This window comes from Pseudonocardia bannensis (assembly GCF_012911875.1).
GTDB lineage: Bacteria > Actinomycetota > Actinomycetes > Mycobacteriales > Pseudonocardiaceae > Pseudonocardia > Pseudonocardia bannensis.
In genome coordinates, this window is sequence record NZ_JAAXKZ010000030.1 from 1 (window position 1) to 14,247 (window position 14,247).

The 14,247-nt window shown below is 70.1% G+C and carries 16 protein-coding genes and 2 pseudogenes; 8 read left to right on the top strand and 10 right to left on the bottom strand.

The annotated features are described in order from the left end of the window. Window positions 1-325: 325 nt before the first annotated feature. The 4 genes from msrA to HF519_RS10690 all read left to right on the top strand — a co-directional run bounded on the left by msrA (window position 326) and on the right by HF519_RS10690 (window position 3,049). Entirely contained in the window at window positions 326-841 is a 516-nt protein-coding gene (msrA, locus tag HF519_RS10675) for a peptide-methionine (S)-S-oxide reductase MsrA (RefSeq protein WP_169412688.1), read from the top strand. 445 nt (window positions 842-1,286) lie between these two features. Then, entirely contained in the window at window positions 1,287-1,913 is a 627-nt protein-coding gene (locus HF519_RS10680) for a MarR family winged helix-turn-helix transcriptional regulator (RefSeq protein ID WP_312860040.1), read from the top strand. 86 nt (window positions 1,914-1,999) lie between these two features. After that, window positions 2,000-2,479: a VOC family protein gene (locus HF519_RS10685; RefSeq protein ID WP_246243090.1), complete on the top strand. Its 480-nt coding sequence runs from the start codon at window positions 2,000-2,002 to the stop codon at window positions 2,477-2,479. A 54-nt stretch (window positions 2,480-2,533) separates the two neighbouring features. After that, complete coding sequence (locus tag HF519_RS10690; RefSeq protein WP_169412690.1) at window positions 2,534-3,049, top strand: nitroreductase family protein; 516 nt, start codon at window positions 2,534-2,536, stop codon at window positions 3,047-3,049. Between the two features lie 259 nt (window positions 3,050-3,308). Here HF519_RS10690 and HF519_RS10695 read toward each other — a convergent pair whose 3' ends face one another. The 5 genes and pseudogenes from HF519_RS10695 to HF519_RS33535 all read right to left on the bottom strand — a co-directional run. Next, complete coding sequence (locus HF519_RS10695; protein WP_169412692.1) at window positions 3,309-3,575, bottom strand: hypothetical protein; 267 nt, start codon at window positions 3,573-3,575, stop codon at window positions 3,309-3,311. 46 nt (window positions 3,576-3,621) lie between these two features. After that, the gene (locus HF519_RS10700; protein WP_169412694.1) at window positions 3,622-3,843 is read right to left on the bottom strand and encodes a ferredoxin; all 222 of its coding nucleotides are present in this window, start codon (window positions 3,841-3,843) and stop codon (window positions 3,622-3,624) included. Next, window positions 3,840-5,051 carry a cytochrome P450 gene (locus HF519_RS10705; protein ID WP_211169845.1) on the bottom strand — a complete coding sequence of 404 codons (1,212 nt, stop codon included), beginning with the start codon at window positions 5,049-5,051 and terminating at the stop codon, window positions 3,840-3,842. The genes HF519_RS10700 and HF519_RS10705 overlap by 4 nt, the downstream gene beginning before the upstream one ends. Window positions 5,052-5,648: 597 nt before the next feature. Then, on the bottom strand, window positions 5,649-6,125 hold the full coding sequence (locus HF519_RS10710) for a DoxX family protein (RefSeq protein ID WP_211169846.1): 477 nt from the start codon (window positions 6,123-6,125) through the stop codon (window positions 5,649-5,651). Between the two features lie 99 nt (window positions 6,126-6,224). After that, window positions 6,225-6,371 (bottom strand): annotated as a pseudogene (locus HF519_RS33535) (DUF7455 domain-containing protein); the annotation flags it as partial. A 469-nt stretch (window positions 6,372-6,840) separates the two neighbouring features. Here HF519_RS33535 and HF519_RS10715 point away from each other — a divergent pair. Then, entirely contained in the window at window positions 6,841-7,371 is a 531-nt protein-coding gene (locus tag HF519_RS10715) for a hypothetical protein (RefSeq protein ID WP_169412698.1), read from the top strand. A gap of 153 nt (window positions 7,372-7,524) precedes the next feature. Here the strand turns inward: HF519_RS10715 and HF519_RS10720 are convergent, their stop codons facing one another. Together HF519_RS10720 and HF519_RS33265 are read right to left on the bottom strand one after the other, a co-directional pair. After that, entirely contained in the window at window positions 7,525-7,806 is a 282-nt protein-coding gene (locus HF519_RS10720) for a hypothetical protein (protein WP_169412700.1), read from the bottom strand. Between the two features lie 518 nt (window positions 7,807-8,324). Continuing rightward, window positions 8,325-8,741 (bottom strand): class I SAM-dependent methyltransferase, encoded by a 417-nt coding sequence (locus tag HF519_RS33265; protein WP_169412702.1) that lies wholly within the window; start codon window positions 8,739-8,741, stop codon window positions 8,325-8,327. A gap of 173 nt (window positions 8,742-8,914) precedes the next feature. Here HF519_RS33265 and HF519_RS10730 point away from each other — a divergent pair, with 173 nt between their 5' ends. Beyond that, window positions 8,915-9,352: an ATP-binding protein gene (locus HF519_RS10730; RefSeq protein ID WP_211169847.1), complete on the top strand. Its 438-nt coding sequence runs from the start codon at window positions 8,915-8,917 to the stop codon at window positions 9,350-9,352. 292 nt (window positions 9,353-9,644) lie between these two features. Here HF519_RS10730 and HF519_RS10735 read toward each other — a convergent pair whose 3' ends face one another. Both HF519_RS10735 and HF519_RS10740 read right to left on the bottom strand, forming a co-directional pair. Continuing rightward, window positions 9,645-10,406, bottom strand: coding sequence for an alpha/beta fold hydrolase (locus HF519_RS10735; RefSeq protein ID WP_211169848.1), 762 nt, complete (start codon window positions 10,404-10,406; stop codon window positions 9,645-9,647). Window positions 10,407-11,210: 804 nt separating this feature from the next. Then, window positions 11,211-11,738 (bottom strand): bifunctional nuclease family protein, encoded by a 528-nt coding sequence (locus tag HF519_RS10740; protein ID WP_169412705.1) that lies wholly within the window; start codon window positions 11,736-11,738, stop codon window positions 11,211-11,213. 132 nt (window positions 11,739-11,870) lie between these two features. On the opposite strand from HF519_RS10740, the pseudogene HF519_RS32295 reads away from it, so the two are divergent. Continuing rightward, window positions 11,871-11,972: pseudogene (locus HF519_RS32295) on the top strand (hypothetical protein); the annotation flags it as partial. A gap of 3 nt (window positions 11,973-11,975) precedes the next feature. Then, window positions 11,976-12,275, top strand: a complete 300-nt coding sequence (locus HF519_RS10745) for a hypothetical protein (RefSeq protein ID WP_246243091.1) — start codon at window positions 11,976-11,978, stop codon at window positions 12,273-12,275. Here HF519_RS10745 and HF519_RS10750 read toward each other — a convergent pair. Continuing rightward, on the bottom strand, window positions 12,239-13,435 hold the full coding sequence (locus tag HF519_RS10750) for a hypothetical protein (protein WP_169412707.1): 1,197 nt from the start codon (window positions 13,433-13,435) through the stop codon (window positions 12,239-12,241). The two genes, HF519_RS10745 and HF519_RS10750, sit on opposite strands and share 37 nt — an antisense overlap. Window positions 13,436-14,247: the final 812 nt, after the last annotated feature.

Below are 14,247 nucleotides of genomic sequence, written 5' to 3' on the forward strand. Positions count from 1 at the left end.
GCAGATCAAGGGCGCGGCGCCGGAACTCCGGCGGGTAGGGCTTCGGCACGACGGACGATCTCCTTCACAAGATCGTCGGACCCTATGTCTCCTCACGTCTGTGTCCGCTGAGCGGGGTCAACATCAAGGTGTCCGGCGTCAGGGGCCAAGCTCACCACGAGGCGTCGGCTCCGGCAAATGGTCCTGGGCTCCCTGACGGCGCCGCGGGCCGTTGTCTGCCGGACCGCGCAGCGGGCCACGGTACTGTCGTGTGGTGGCCAGGTCGGAACACCGGCCCGGATCAGGGTGTTCTTCCGACAGCGCGCGAGACCGAGGGAGGCACAGGATGAGTACTGAGACAGCGATCCTCGCCGGCGGTTGCTTCTGGGGCGCACAGGAGCTGCTGCGGAGGCGTCCTGGGGTGATCTCAACCCGCGTCGGATACTCCGGAGGCGACACCCCGAACGCCACGTACCGCAATCACGGTGATCACGCGGAGGCGGTCGAGATCGTCTTCGACCCCGAGGTGATCTCGTTCCGGGAGTTGCTGGAGTTCTTCTTCCAGATCCATGATCCGTCGACGAAGGACCGTCAGGGCAACGACGTGGGCCGGAGTTACCGCTCGGCGATCTTCTACACGAGCCAGGAGCAGCGGCGGGTTGCTCTCGACACGATCGCGGATGTCGACGCCTCGGGTCTGTGGCCGGGCAAAGTCGTCACCGAGGTGACCGCGGCCGGCCCGTTCTGGGAGGCCGAGGAGGAGCACCAGGACTACCTGCAGAAGTATCCCGCCGGCTACACCTGTCACTTCGTGCGGCCCGACTGGGTGCTCCCACGCCGCCAGGCGCAGTCCGCTCGATAGTCGAGGGGGGCCCGCGGCCTCGGGGCGAACTGGTTTTGGCCGCCGGATAGCGCGTCGGCGAGGCGCCAGGTGCCGCGCTCTGCGCGGATCTCCCGCGCGAGCTCGCTCGGATGCGCCGACACCTCAACAACCTCTGGCTGGGTGCCATCGGCGAGGCTCTGCCCTGGACCCGGCGTTCGCTTCGGGTGGGCCGGCTTGCCGTCACGGCCTACCGGCGAAACTGCGAATACCGGCGCCGCCAGGGCGAGCGCCGGGAACGGGGCGTGCTGTGGGGTGCCCCGGGTGCCAACAGCGTGGAGAACCCGTGCTCGACGGTCCGGCGTGCGGTGGCGAGCCACAGCTCGCCGGATCCGTGTGGCGCGGCGATGGCGCCGAAGCGGAAGGGGTGCATGCGTCGGCCTCCGCAGGGCGGGGGTGCGGCGGACCGGCGGTGGCCGGGGGCGCCGTGGTCACGACGGACGACAGCACTCCCGAGCCCACCCCCGGAGCTCCCGGGCCGGGCCCCGGATCCGCGTTCCTGCTGGCCCAGCTGGGCTCCTATGCCGCGGAGGGGTTCGGCGAGCGGATCGCAGAGCTCGGCCTGACCCCGCCGCAGACCGGCTTGCGCCGCGCGGTCGCGGCGCAGCCCGGGCAGTCCCAGCAGGCACTCGCGAAGCTGCTGGGCACGCCGCCGAACAGGCTCGTCACCCTCGTCGACGGACTGGACGAGCGGGGTGTCCTCGAACGCCGCCGCAACCCCGACGACCGGCGGGCTGCACGCGCTGCACCTGACCGAAGCCGGGGAGAAGTTGCTGCGCCGCATCGCCGATGTCGCCGGCGCCAACGACGACACGGTCTGCGCCGCCCTCGACGAGAACGAGCGGGACGCCCCTGCGCGCGCGACTCGATCGGCTCGCTGCCCACCACGGCCTCGCCCCCGAGTGCACCCGGGCTACCGCCGGCTCCGACCCCGCCCGCCTCGCCGCTGGTAGTTGATGTGCAGTCCTGTGCCGTCGGCGGCGCCAGGTCGACCAGCGCATCACCACCGCGGCGGGTGTCATGCAGGAGCAGGGACCGGCGCCGGCGTCGATGAGTCCGGGCCTTCCGCGGGGTCTACCTGGCATGGAGTCGAGAACGGGACGACGTGAGGCGGGTGCGGGAGCGCTGGCGAACGGTCGCGTGGCCACCAGGCTGCCGGCGCAGGACCTCGACCGGGCGCGGGCGTTCTCTGCGGAGAAGCTGGGCCTTGAACTCGCGGAGGAGCGCCCGGGCGGCCTGCTCTACCACTGCGCGAACGGCACATTCGCACTGTTCGAATCCACCGGAGCTCCCTCCGGCTCGCACACCCAGATGGCGTGGGGCGTCGACGACATCGAGGCGATGGTCGCGGAGCTGCGGTCGCGCGGCGTGGTGTTCGCGGAGGTGGATCTGCCCGGCCGCACCGCCGGCGGGATCACCACGGTGTCGGGCACCTACCCGAGCAAGGGCACCGGCGAGCGGGCGGCGCGCCCCGCCGCCACCGGCGTTGCGAGCTGTTCGACTGAACTACGGTCGCCGACGACGCGGCCGGATCGGGGGTCCAGCGGCGGCAACTGCCAACCACGAAGGTTTGAACGCGGATCTTCAGATCGTGACACGTTCGTTTCGAGCTCTGGCTGAAGGGGTTGTCCTCGCCCCTCGACCAGCGACCGCCATGGAAGGAGGATCGGACACATGGAGACATGGGATGCGATCAGGTCCCGGCGCAATGTGCGCAACTACGCGGACCGGCCCATACCCACAGAACACCTGGATCGAGTGCTCGAGGCGGCGCGCCGGTCGCCGTCGGCGAACAACTGGCAGCCCTGGGACTTCGTCCTGGTCACCGACCGGGCCCGCCTGACGGAACTGGCCCGGGTCTGGCAGGGCGCGGCGCACGTCGCGCGATCGGCCGCGACCGTGGCGATCGTCGCTCCCGTCCCCCAGGATGACCGGCAGCGGGAGCTGATCCAGTACGACCTGGGCCAGGCCACCATGAGCCTCATGCTCGAGGCGACCGACCTGGGAATCGGGACCGGGCACGCGTCGGTGGCCGACCAGGATCTCGCCCGCACTCTCCTTCGGTTCCCCGAAGGCAGGTTCTGTGCCTACCTCGTCGCGCTCGGCTACCCCGCCGACCGGCCACTCACACCCATCGAGCGACCGAACCGGCGCCCGTTCGACGAGGTCGTCCACCGCGAGCGGTGGTAACCGGAGCGCGAGTCATCGTGAGCGGCGATCCAGATGCCAACAAGGCCGCGGGAGCGGCCGAGGTCCGGTGTCGTTCGTAGCCGACCGGCGAGCGGTAGTCCAGGGCGGGGTGCCGCCGGGCCCGGGCGTACCGGGTCTTGATCCATTCGAGGATCGCGTTCGCCAGCTGCTGGGTCGTCCACGACGGGTGGAGAACAGCCGGCGGACCCGCAGCCGAACCAGCACCTCCCGGCCGGCGATCGGGGTGTCGGACAACCGCCTACTCCTCGCTCTTTGCCGCGGGTGGTTCGTGGCGCCGCAGGAAGAACCGAAGCCGGGTTCGTACCGTGATGATGCCCGTGCCCGGGCAAGTGGTGTCGATGAGTTGGAGCAGCTCGTGTGATTCGTCGAAGAACACCGACCTGGCGTCGAGGAACGCGGCAGCTCGTCCACGCCGCGCCAGCGGTGAGCGTCGGCAATGGCCGACCTCGGTCGCAAGGCGGACGGAGTTGCGCTGCGCGTCGATCCGGGGCGGGGTCACCTGCACCGGAGCACACTGACAGCGCGAGCCGGACATGCTGGTCATCCGGCGGCTACGCCCCAGCAGGGGTGCCGGTGCTGATCGAGAGCGCGCCGGACGGGCAGTTGGCCACCGCCCGGCGGACGGCGTCGATGTCCTCGGGCGTCTCGTCGAGCACCGCGACGACGCCGTCGTCGTCCTGGTCGAACACCGCGCCCGCCGTCAGCACGCACATTCCGGCCCCGATGCAGACATCACGATCCGCCCGCACGCGGAGGAGCTGCTCGTCGCTCACCACGCCACCTCCAGCGACGTCAGACCGTAGATCACGTTGAACGAGCGGAAACCCGGCTCGGTGCCGGCGGCGCGCAGGGTCGGGAACCGCTGCAGCAGCGCAGGGAACGCGATCCGCATCTCCATCCTCGCCAGCGGCGCCCCGAGACAATGGTGAATACCGTGGCCGAACGCCATGTGCCCCATCTCGCCGCGGGTGACGTCGAGCCGCTCCGGGTCGGGAAGCAGCGCCGGATCCCGGTTCGCCGCGGGCAGCGCGAGCACGACCAGCTCACCCGGGCCGATCTTCTGCCCGGCGATCTCCACCTCTGTGGTGGTCACCCTGGGGATGCCCGAGTGGACGATGCTGAGCCAGCGCAGCAACTCCTCGACGGCCGGCTCCACGGCCTCGGGGTGGTCGCGGACAAGCGCGAGCTGGTCCGGGTGCTTCAGCAACGCGAGCGTGCCGAGGCCGAGCATGTTGGCTGTGGTCTCGTGGCCCGCGATCAGGAGCAGCGAGGCGATGCCGATCAGCTCGTCGGTGGTGAGATCGTCACCGTGCTCGCGCACCAGCATCCCGAGAATGTCCTCACCCGGCTCGGCCTGGGCCTTCGCCACCAGCTTCGCCATGTACGCCCGTGACTCCCGGGCGATTCGCGTCCGTTCCTTCGGCGGCACGGACAGGTCGAGCATGCGGTTGCTGCGCGCCTGGAACTCGGCCCGGTCGACGTACGGCACGCCGAGCAGCTCACAGATCACCAGCGACGGCACCGGAAGCGCAAAGTTCGCGACAAGATCGGCCGGCGGCCCCTCCTTCTCCATCGCGTCGAGATTCTCGTCGACGACCTCGCGGATGCGCGGTTCCAGTCGCTTCATGCGACGAACGGTGAACTCCGGAATGAGGAACCTGCGCAGCCGGGTGTGGTCCGGCGGATCCTGCGCGAGCAGGTTCCCCGCGCGGGCCTGGGCGATCTCCTCATCGCTCAGATCCGCCATCCCCGGCGGCCGGCGCTCCAAGAAGCGGGCATGGCTGAATCGCTGCTGATCGCCGAGCACCTCGCGGACGTCGGCGTAGCGCGTCACGAGCCAGGCCTGCGAGCCGACCACCGTGTGGATGCGGGCGATCGCCGGCCCGTCACGCAGCTCAGCCAGCTCCGGCACCGGGTCGAACTCGGCGCGGCGCATGTGGACGGGCAGTTCCGACTTCTCCGTCATGACTGTGTCGGTCATGCAACCCTCCTCGATGCGTACCTCATCGGCGCGCTTCGACGGAGAAACGACAGTGATCTATCGAATGGTTCCGCGGGGGCGAGACTGCCTCAACGGTCCGTCAGGGGGACGAGCCGACGGAGATGACTACCGGCTTGCCGAACACGATCCGCATGGGCCGTTCGAAGGTGCGGAGCCGCCGCCGAGCACGGCGGCTACGTCCTGGCCCAGGACCTCACCGGTGAGCCGGTCGCCGCGACACCTGCCGCCCTGGGTTCCGGTCGGCTTCCACGGAAGCCGGTCGCTGACGAGTGGACCGTGTCGGAGCGAAGGGCCACGACTCCTGGAGGCCATCGACATCCGTGGAGCCTCCCGTGCAGGAGAGCCATGAGAACCCGTGATCTCGCAGTGAAGCAGGCGAACCAGGACCGGGTGCGGGCCGCCTTCGACGATCGGGCGGCCGGCGCCGGTGGGCCGTTCGCCCTGCTCGCCGATGACGCCACCTGGACCATCGTCGGGAACAGCCCGGTTTCGCGGACCTACCCCGCACTCGTGACACCACCTCAGAGCCGTTGGTGGTTTTCGAGCCGCGCATCCACCGGTCGGGGCCGGCCGCTGTCAGGCCGTCGTCCGCGACCTCCGGCGCAGGCGCCGGACGATCAGGTGGTCGAGCCCGAACCGGCCCGAACCGGTCACGGCGAGCACGAGGCTGAGCAGGCCGAGCGCGATGACCAGCTCGGGGCCGTTGTGGTCCATCGAGAACAGGCCACTGGTGTGCACGAAGATCCAGGCCCCTGCCATGTTCAGCGCCATCAGGACGCCGACCACCGGCACCGCGAGGCCGAGGATCATGGCGATGCCGCCGATGAGTTCCCCGAGCATGTTGGCCGGCCCGGTGATCGCGGGCAGCGGGACACCGGCCTGCTCGAAGAGCTTGCCCACTCCCGCGAGGCTGCCGCCGCCGAAGTCGTACTCGAGCTTGGCGTGCACCACCATCATCACCCCGAGGCCGACCCGGGCAACCAGGAGGACGAGATCACGAGCCATCTGAACGAGGGCTGTGTTCCGGACGCCGGTGATGTCCGTGGTGGTCATGTTCATAGTCCTTTCTCCTGGTGGAGCCGGTCGCGTGCATCGGGCGGGTCCGTACCGACTGCATCGGCCGACGGGGTGGTGCGTCGGGAACCGGGCCCAGCCGGGCCCGATCTCGAGCAGGCGGGCCAGGTGCTCGCGGGTATGGTGGCCGCAGAACAGCAGCTCGCCGGCGGGCAGCACCGCCCTGTACCGGGCGATCGCGGGACAGCGGTCGCAGCCAGGGACGGCGGCCACGGCGTGGAGCACGGCGCGGTCGCGGTGACTGAGCCCCGGTGGGCATGGTGCTCCCTTCCGGATGTCGGATCTCCGGGCCGGTCGCCCGAAGCCCTCACCAGGTCGACGAAGCCGGGGTTCCCGGTTCGACACGCTAAAACCTGAAGTGGGCTCGAGGTCAATGCCGCGCAGCGCCATCCGTAGCGACCCTGCTGCGGCTGTCGTGTTCAGACCGGGATGGCGACGCGGACGTCCCGGGGTGACTGCTGGTGGGCGCCGCGCTCGCCGAGGCGGCGCCGCCTTGCCGACCCGGCCCGACACGGCCCCCGACCTTTTCTGGGACCCCGGAACGGACCACTACGACGAGAAGGAACTCGCCGGACTGATCCTCGGCATCGCTGCCCGCAATGTCTGGAACCGCCTCAACGCGGTAGTCCGGATGGCTCTTCCGCGCTGGCCGCCCGGGCCGCCACCGTGGAGGCTCGCCCGGAGGAGGGTCGGGATGGCCGGGAAGTCGGAGGAGGAGATCCGCGCCGCCGCGGAGCGGGTGAAGCAGCAGCTGGACTTCTACGAAGCGGAGGCCAAGGCGCGAGGTGAGCGGTTCGAGCGCCTCGACGAGGAGACCCTGCTGAGGAAGCTCGCCGGAGACGAGGCCAACACTCCGTTCATCAGCGGGGCGGCCTGGAGCAGCAGCGTTCCGCCGGGAGGCACGGCCAACTTCAGGGTCTTCATCCAGAACCCCGATGCGTGGAGCTACTCCGGGAACTTCCTCTACGGCTACCTGTTCTTCGGGCCGGCCAACTTGGTCCAGTCCACCGACCTGTCACTCACGGCTGTGGACACGCGGTTCCCGCGCTACTTGCACCGGTTGGGGGTCCCCGCCGGTGGCAGCGCGGACACAACATTCACGATCGTGGTGCCCGCGGGCCTCGCCCCGGGTGTCTACGTCGCCAACTGCTATTTGGTGATGTTCGCCTGGTACGGCTCGGGCGGCCTCGCCGACCGGGTCGCCTTCGACATGACCGTGCTGTAGCTTCCCGATGCGCCCGCGCACGGCAATTCGAAGACCAGCAGTAGGGCCGCGACCCAGCTGGGCCAGTCGAGCAACCAGCCCGCGGCGAGCGCTAGTGGCGGCCAGAACCCAGCCCGTCTCGGGGCCAGGGGGCGTTCGTGCTCGGTGAGCAGCTCATCGGCTGGGGCCGACGCCGCCACGGAGCCGGATGATGCGGTCGATCACCGGCTTGCCGCCCGCCCAGCCGCACCCGGCAGCCCGCTCTCCAACCCGGCCTTGCCTGCCTCGACGAACCGATCCCGCCACTTGGCCACCGCCTGCGGTGAGGTGCCTCGCCGCCTCGCCGCCTCGCCGCCTCGCCGCCTCGGCCAGCGACAGCTCCCCGACCGGCGCCGCCAGCACGACCCGGACCTTGTCCTCGATCGGCAGCTGCGGCCGGCCCTTGAACCGGCTCATCAACGCCATCCTTCCCGACGGCCCCAACCTCGGGACCTGCCAGAAGGTCTGACTCACTGGAACGCAGGAATTGCGAACGTATGTTCGACCGGCTACGGTCGGCGGCGTCGCGGTGGCAGGGTTGGGGGAAGCAACCCTGCCACCGCGATCCTCGGTCAAGACGCCCGGATGTTGCCGCGGGCACGGCCGTGTACGGAATCGTCCGGGAGGCGAGCTGCGCAGTGCCGTCCCGTAGGCCGCCCGGACGGCAGTGGACGGCCACCGAGCCGGCGTCCGGCCGGTTGATAGTCGCGGGCATGGAACCGAACGGGCTGGCCCACCCACTGCCCGGCAGGCCATGAGCTGGGGCCGAATCGGGAGCTCAACGGGTGGCGGCCCTGTCGCTGCCGCGGCCACCGCACCACGACGTTCTGGGCGGGGGAGTGCCGGGCGACCTGGTACCGGCCGCCGCTACTCAAGACATGCCGGTCAATGGGGATCGATTGAGGTCCCGGTGACCCGAACGGCTTGCCGGGCTGTCAGCGGCTCGGCGAACCCGCTGGCCTCCACGTCGGCCTGCAGCTGCTCGGGTGGAACGCCCAGCACATGCCGGTGCACGCTGAGCACCAGCCGGCCGCCCGGACGCAACACCCGATGCAGCTCCGTAGGGCGACGGGCTGGTCCCACAGCATGACGTTGTTGACCGAGATCACCGCCTCTACCGAGGCCACCGGGCCGCCGGCGGCCTCCGCACCGCTCTCGCGGACCTCCACCACGCCGTCGGCGACGAAGGGGGCGCAGCGGGCCGCAGCCATCCGCCGCAGGGTGGCCGAAGGGTCCACGCCGATCACCTGGCTGGTGGGACCGGCCGCGGCCGGCGCCAGCACCACCCCGGGGCCCGGGCCGAGGACCGGAACCCGTTGCCCCGCCGCAGGCCGGCCTGCCCGATCACCCACTGCTCCTGCTCGGCGTTGCCCGCGCCATCAGCGCCCCGCCGACCGGGACGAATGACCCACGAGTAAACGGGGGCGGGTGATCGTGGCCGTGGCGCGAGCAGCGCAGAACCGCACGGCCGGAGCTCGGCGAGCTGGACACGTTTCTCCTGGGCGCCGGTGGGAAGCACGGGCCGATGGAGCTCGTCGTCATGGTCGGCCTGCAGGGGTGCGGGAAGTCGAGGTGGGTCCGGGAGCACCTCGCTCCGACGCACGCGGTGGTGAGCAAGGACCACTGGCCGAACGCGCGGCGCCGTGAGGCTCGGCAGCAACGGGTCGTCGACGAGTTGCTCGCCGCTGGACGCGACGTCGTGGTCGACAACACGAACCCTGCGCTCGAGGACCGGGCGCCGCTGATCGCCCTCGCGCGCCGACACGGCGCCGCGGTTCGCGCCGTGCACCTCGATGTCCCGCTCGAACTCTGCCTCCAGCGCAACGCCGGTCGGAAGGGTCGGGCCCGAGTGCCGGTCGTCGGCGTGCTCGCCACCCGGAACCGCCTCGTCGCGCCGTCGACGGAGGAGGGCTTCGATCGCGTCGACGTCGTCCGTCCGCCCGAGCAGGTACGGCCTGCGTGACGCGACGACCGGTTCCCCGGTGCCACCGTGTCCGCGGTCAGGTCGGGCCGGCGCGGCCCACCGGGTGGGAGCTCGGGAGGCGAGCGGCGCAATGTCGCCTTTCCGCGCCCCCCATCGGCCAGCAGTGCGCGGCCGCTGATCCGGTGTCCGATCAGACGGTCCCGCCGGGGGCGTGGAACCGCGCCGGCGAGCCCACTCACTGCCCGGCCGGGCATGAGCCGAGACCGGGCCGCGAGCTCAACGGGGCGGCTGCCGTGCTGCTACAGGGTGAACTGGGAGAGGGTGCCGTCACTCAGACGCTCGGCTGCGCCTCGAGTTCCCGCTTGGTGATCTGCTCGAGAACGGGCATGAGGTACTTCTTGAAGGTCACCGGGTTCTCGCACATCGGGAAGTGCCCGATCTCCTCCATGATGATGGTCTCGCTCCCCTTGATCTTCTTCCCTGTCTGGGCGGTCATCTCGGGCGTGCAGGCGAAGTCGTAGACGCCGGTCATGAGGTACACCGGCACGTTGCCGCTGATCTTCTCGGCGAACTGCCGAAAGTCGTGGTCAACGCTGTAGAAGTACAGGTCGCCGCGGAAGATGCCGGGGCCACCCTGGGCGTAGTACCACCAGGTCTCCCAGCGGTAGTCCTCCGGGCTCTGCGGCGCCATCAGCCCGAACACCGATGTAGCGCACGCCTCCCCGCCATGTACCTCGGGGTGGTAGAGCCAGTCGATGAACCAGCCGGGCGAGTAGTCGCACGCCTCGATCGCGATCAGGGCGCGCACCTTCTCCTCGAAGTTGAGTGCCAGGTGCAAACAGATGTTGCCGCCCATCGAGCTGCCCATGATGACCGGTCGCTCCAATCCGAGGGCGTCACAGAAAGCCATGACGAACTCGTAGTAGAACTTCGCGGTCAGCCGATACTCATCATTCTGGAAGCCCGGCGGGGGAATTGACTTGCCGTGCCGGGGAAGATCCAGTGCGATCACTCGGAACTGGCCCGTGATGTCGGGATCGGCGAGCTGGTGGCGGTACTCACGAGAATCGGTTCCGGCCGTGTGCAGGCACACCAGAGGAATTCCTTCGCCAGCCTCCTCGTAGAAGACCCGGTATTCTGTGCCATCGTGAGGAACGTAAACGTAACGACCGACAATGGGATCGTGCTTCGTCGCCATCTTCCTGAGCTCCTACCCTCGTGCAGTGCTCATGCGGCCACCGGCCGGCGAGCTCCACACCGGCGTGGGCGGCGCGAGATCCCGGAGCGCGGTACGGCGGCCCAGCAGGGCGGAGCGGTAGTTGACCCCCGCTGCCCGCTGTCCTCGGCGTCGACGTGCTCCTCGACGTCGGGCACCGGCGCGCCGGGGTTCCCGGCCAGGAAGAGCCGCAGTCCGTCCCTGCCAGAACAGCACGCATTCGTGCCCCGGACCGCCGGGGCCGGTGAGCACGGCCTCCGGCCCGATCCAGCGGTCCGGGTCGTAGCCGTCCGGTTCGATGACGATCGCCCCGGTCGGCCCGTGGTGGCCAGTGCGCTCTTCAGTCGCCCAGTGCTCGGTGCCGTCCACCACCGGGCGGGGTGGGAGGTCCTTGCTCCGGTGTCCGGCGAGCGCCGCGCTGAAGCGGTCGCTGGGAGATCGGGCTACCCCCTCATCCGGCTCCCGGCAGTCCCCGCGCCCTGAGCCAGGGCGGGACTGTTGACGGTTCGATGGCCACGGCGGCGCTGCCCCGAGCAGACCGACGAACGGCCGGATAGCACAGCCACCTGGGTTGGCGGTTGTCGTCGAGGCCCGCCAGGCACGGAGGCGTTCTCGTGACTGTTCCGGAGAGCCGGCCCGCCCCGCCGGGGCGCCCGTGCGGGCTCTGATGGGGAGGGCGGTTCAGCTCGGGTCGAAGTCCTCGGGGAAGATCGAGTTCAGGAACCGGCGGAACTTGGACACCTCCTCCTCATCGGGCCGCATGCCCCCACCGGCATCCGGGCCACTGCCGGCGACATCCTCGTCCAGGACCCACTCGACGCCGGCCACCCCCGCCGCGTCGAGCACTGTGTCCTCGGCCCAGATTCCGACCCCGGCGTGCAGCGCCAGGGCCACCGCATCACTGGTCCGGGCCGACACCACCGTCCCGCCGGTCACGCCCAGCTCGGCACGGAACACCCCGCCGCGCAGTTCGGTGATCCGCGCCCGCTCCACCTGGTGGCCCAGCGCTCTCAGCACCGCGAGGATCAGCTGGTGGGTCAACGGCCGCAGCGTCACGACACGCTCATAGCCCAGCACGATGGCCTCGGCCTCCGGCCGGCCGATCGACACCGGCACGTAGCGGCCCAGCCCCGCGATCTCCTGCAACACCAGCACCGCCCCGGTCTCGGACGGGCTCACCCCGATCCCCACCACACGCACCTCGGGCATGCCGACCATGCTGCCCACATCCCGCCCGGTTGCCCACCCGTACACCGCCTCACCCAACGCCTCCCTTCCCCGCGTGAGCGAGTGCCGACTGTCGGTTCTCAATCACGTTGAGCCTGATCGGGGTTCCCCGTCTCCCTGCTCATCGGTGAGCTGGCCTTCGGTGCCGGCACCGGGCGCGACGGCCAGGTCAAGGCCGGTGTCCTGGTCGGCTCGCTGCTCACCGCCCTGTTCGCGATTGTGCTGCTGCGCATCCGCAATCGTCACGACCGGCGGCTGTGCGCCGAGGAGGCACGCGATGCCGACGCCGTCCCCGACATCTACGCGAGCGGCGACGCACGCCTGACACCGCAGCCCGCGGCACGAACCGTCCCGGCTGAACTGTCCGCGGTGGTGCGGGCGCGTCGCCTGCGCGACGAGCTGCTCCCCGGCGCCATCCGGGTCGATGGTCGCGTGAGAATTTCGCAGCCGGGCGAACCGATGCAGGGGGGCAGCAGCAGCGGTCAGCCGTGCCGGGAGAGCTCCCTGTCCGGGCGGTAGGTGTAGGCCACCTCCCGAATCCGGCTGCTCTTCTCCAGCCCCGCACCGAGCGCACCGCCGACGGTGGCAAGTGAGGCGGTCAGCCAGGCGATCGCCAGCAGGTTTGCCGCGTCTATGGGGTGGCCGAGTTGTCTGGCGATTTGGTCGGGAGGCAGGAGGAGAAGGCTGACGATGACTGTCAGCGCGAACAGGATGAGGTAGAGCGCGACCACGCCGATGACGACGGTGATGACGGTGACGGCGTTGAACAGGATGACCTGCTCCTTGGCCCCGGGGAGCTCTTTTCGATCCTCGGATCGAGGGATCTCCTCCGGTAGCTTGCCGCCGATGACGAGGGTCAGCACCAGCGCGAGAACGGACGCGATGGTGAGCGCGGTCAGGCGCAGCACACCCCCACTGTCGGCGATCATCCAGATGAAGCCGTTGACCAACGACAGCACCGCAATGCCGAGCGCGGCGACCGCGACGGACGACAGCCGGATGACGGCTCGCCAAGGACGGTTGGCACGCAGCATGCCCAGCAGCAGTCGGAAGTTGCCGCTGATCACGTTGGCGAGTAGCCGGATCCCGTGTTGGTCTTCCTCGACGTGGCGGCCGAGTTCTGCCAGCTCCTGGGCTGAGACGGGCCTCCGCTCATGCCCGGCGCCTGTGCCCCAGCCGGTATCGCCGTATTGGGTGAGCAGGGCCGACACCAGGCGGACGATGGCCCGCAGAGCGCGTCGGCGCACGTCAGCCGGGCCCAACGCGGGGAGGGACAGCACTGCCACACCGTGTGTCGGACTGGTGTAGGCGATGACCGGCCGTCGGTCCGTCTCCAGTGGCAGGTCGGTGATGTACACCGCGAGGTGCCAACCCTCGTTGAGCAGCTTCTCGCGTGCGGCCTGGATGACACCATCGGGGTCGACCGGCGGTTGGACGAGCCGGTCCGAGACGAGCTGGACGACCCAGCGCACGTTCGGCACGCGGAGGGCCAGCTGATCGGGAAGGTCGGGCAACAGACTGCTCGCGAGTTCGGTCGCTGGGCCGGGAGCCGCGATCAGGCCGAGCACCAACTCCCGGTTCTCGTCGTCCGCGCCGCTGCCGGAACGATGATTCGACGATGGCATTGCATCACCCACCTCTTCCGACGAGCCACGTCCGGACCGGAAAGCGCGCTGCACCCGCGAGTCCTTCACAGGTGGCACGTGTGGCGTTCACCCGGTACCCGCCCTCGGGCGAGTCACTCACCGGTTCGGCTCCCGGTTCGCGCTGCTGTGCGGCTGGGTAGTGGCGCACGGTGTGCTGTGCCTTGGGGGCGCCCTCAAGCTGGATGCCGCGGTTCATCCCCACACCCGGTGGGCCGCTCGTCCGGCGTCGAGCCTGATCCCGGGGGTGCCGTGACTGTCCTGTACCCCAGCGATCCCGGTCGCGCTGGCCATCGCGTTCCTGTGCGAACGCCCCATCCCAGCTCAGGCCAGCCGGCTGGCGATGAGTGACTCGGCGATTATCGCTGTTGTCGGGCGACCATGAGCGCGCCCCGTTTGGTCACAGTGATCGGCACCGGTGCTTCCCGCGACGCCCGCGTAGCGACCGAGGCGGGGACCTGCCACCCGAGCAGGGCAATTGCGTACCGGCTGCCGGTCACACCCAACCCGACCAGGCGAGCGGCGACCGAATAGAGGCCGGCCACCGCGTGCCTGCGCGCGACCGCGATCCTGCGCCGGACTACCGAGAGGCCAGGATCGCCCTTGGCCCGCGTGCGCCCCTCGGGCTACAGCGACACGGCCTCGTCCGCCGCCGTACGGTGGACAGGTACTTCGAGGCCACCGCTGACCTCCGCCCCTCCGTGCCGGTCCGGTGTTGCCTCCTCGGAGGGCAACCACCGGGGCAGCGACAGCAAAGCACCGGTGGTTCGGCCTCCGACAGTCGCGTTGAGTCATGCCCGCAGCGACGAACGCGCCGAGCACGTTGCCGGCCGGGTTCGTCCAGTCCT

What these genes read in the sequence shown, in the direction of transcription:
- HF519_RS10690 (WP_169412690.1), top strand. Translation starts at nt 2,534, where the DNA reads ATGGAGACATGGGATGCGATCAGGTCCCGGCGCAATGTGCGCAACTAC.
- HF519_RS10720 (WP_169412700.1), bottom strand. Translation starts at nt 7,806, where the DNA reads ATGAGCCGGTTCAAGGGCCGGCCGCAGCTGCCGATCGAGGACAAGGTC.
- HF519_RS10740 (WP_169412705.1), bottom strand. Translation starts at nt 11,738, where the DNA reads ATGCCCGAGGTGCGTGTGGTGGGGATCGGGGTGAGCCCGTCCGAGACC.
- HF519_RS10715 (WP_169412698.1), top strand. Translation starts at nt 6,841, where the DNA reads ATGGCCGGGAAGTCGGAGGAGGAGATCCGCGCCGCCGCGGAGCGGGTG.
- HF519_RS10730 (WP_211169847.1), top strand. Translation starts at nt 8,915, where the DNA reads ATGGAGCTCGTCGTCATGGTCGGCCTGCAGGGGTGCGGGAAGTCGAGG.
- msrA (WP_169412688.1), top strand. Translation starts at nt 326, where the DNA reads ATGAGTACTGAGACAGCGATCCTCGCCGGCGGTTGCTTCTGGGGCGCA.
- HF519_RS10710 (WP_211169846.1), bottom strand. Translation starts at nt 6,125, where the DNA reads ATGACCACCACGGACATCACCGGCGTCCGGAACACAGCCCTCGTTCAG.
- HF519_RS10705 (WP_211169845.1), bottom strand. Translation starts at nt 5,051, where the DNA reads ATGACCGACACAGTCATGACGGAGAAGTCGGAACTGCCCGTCCACATG.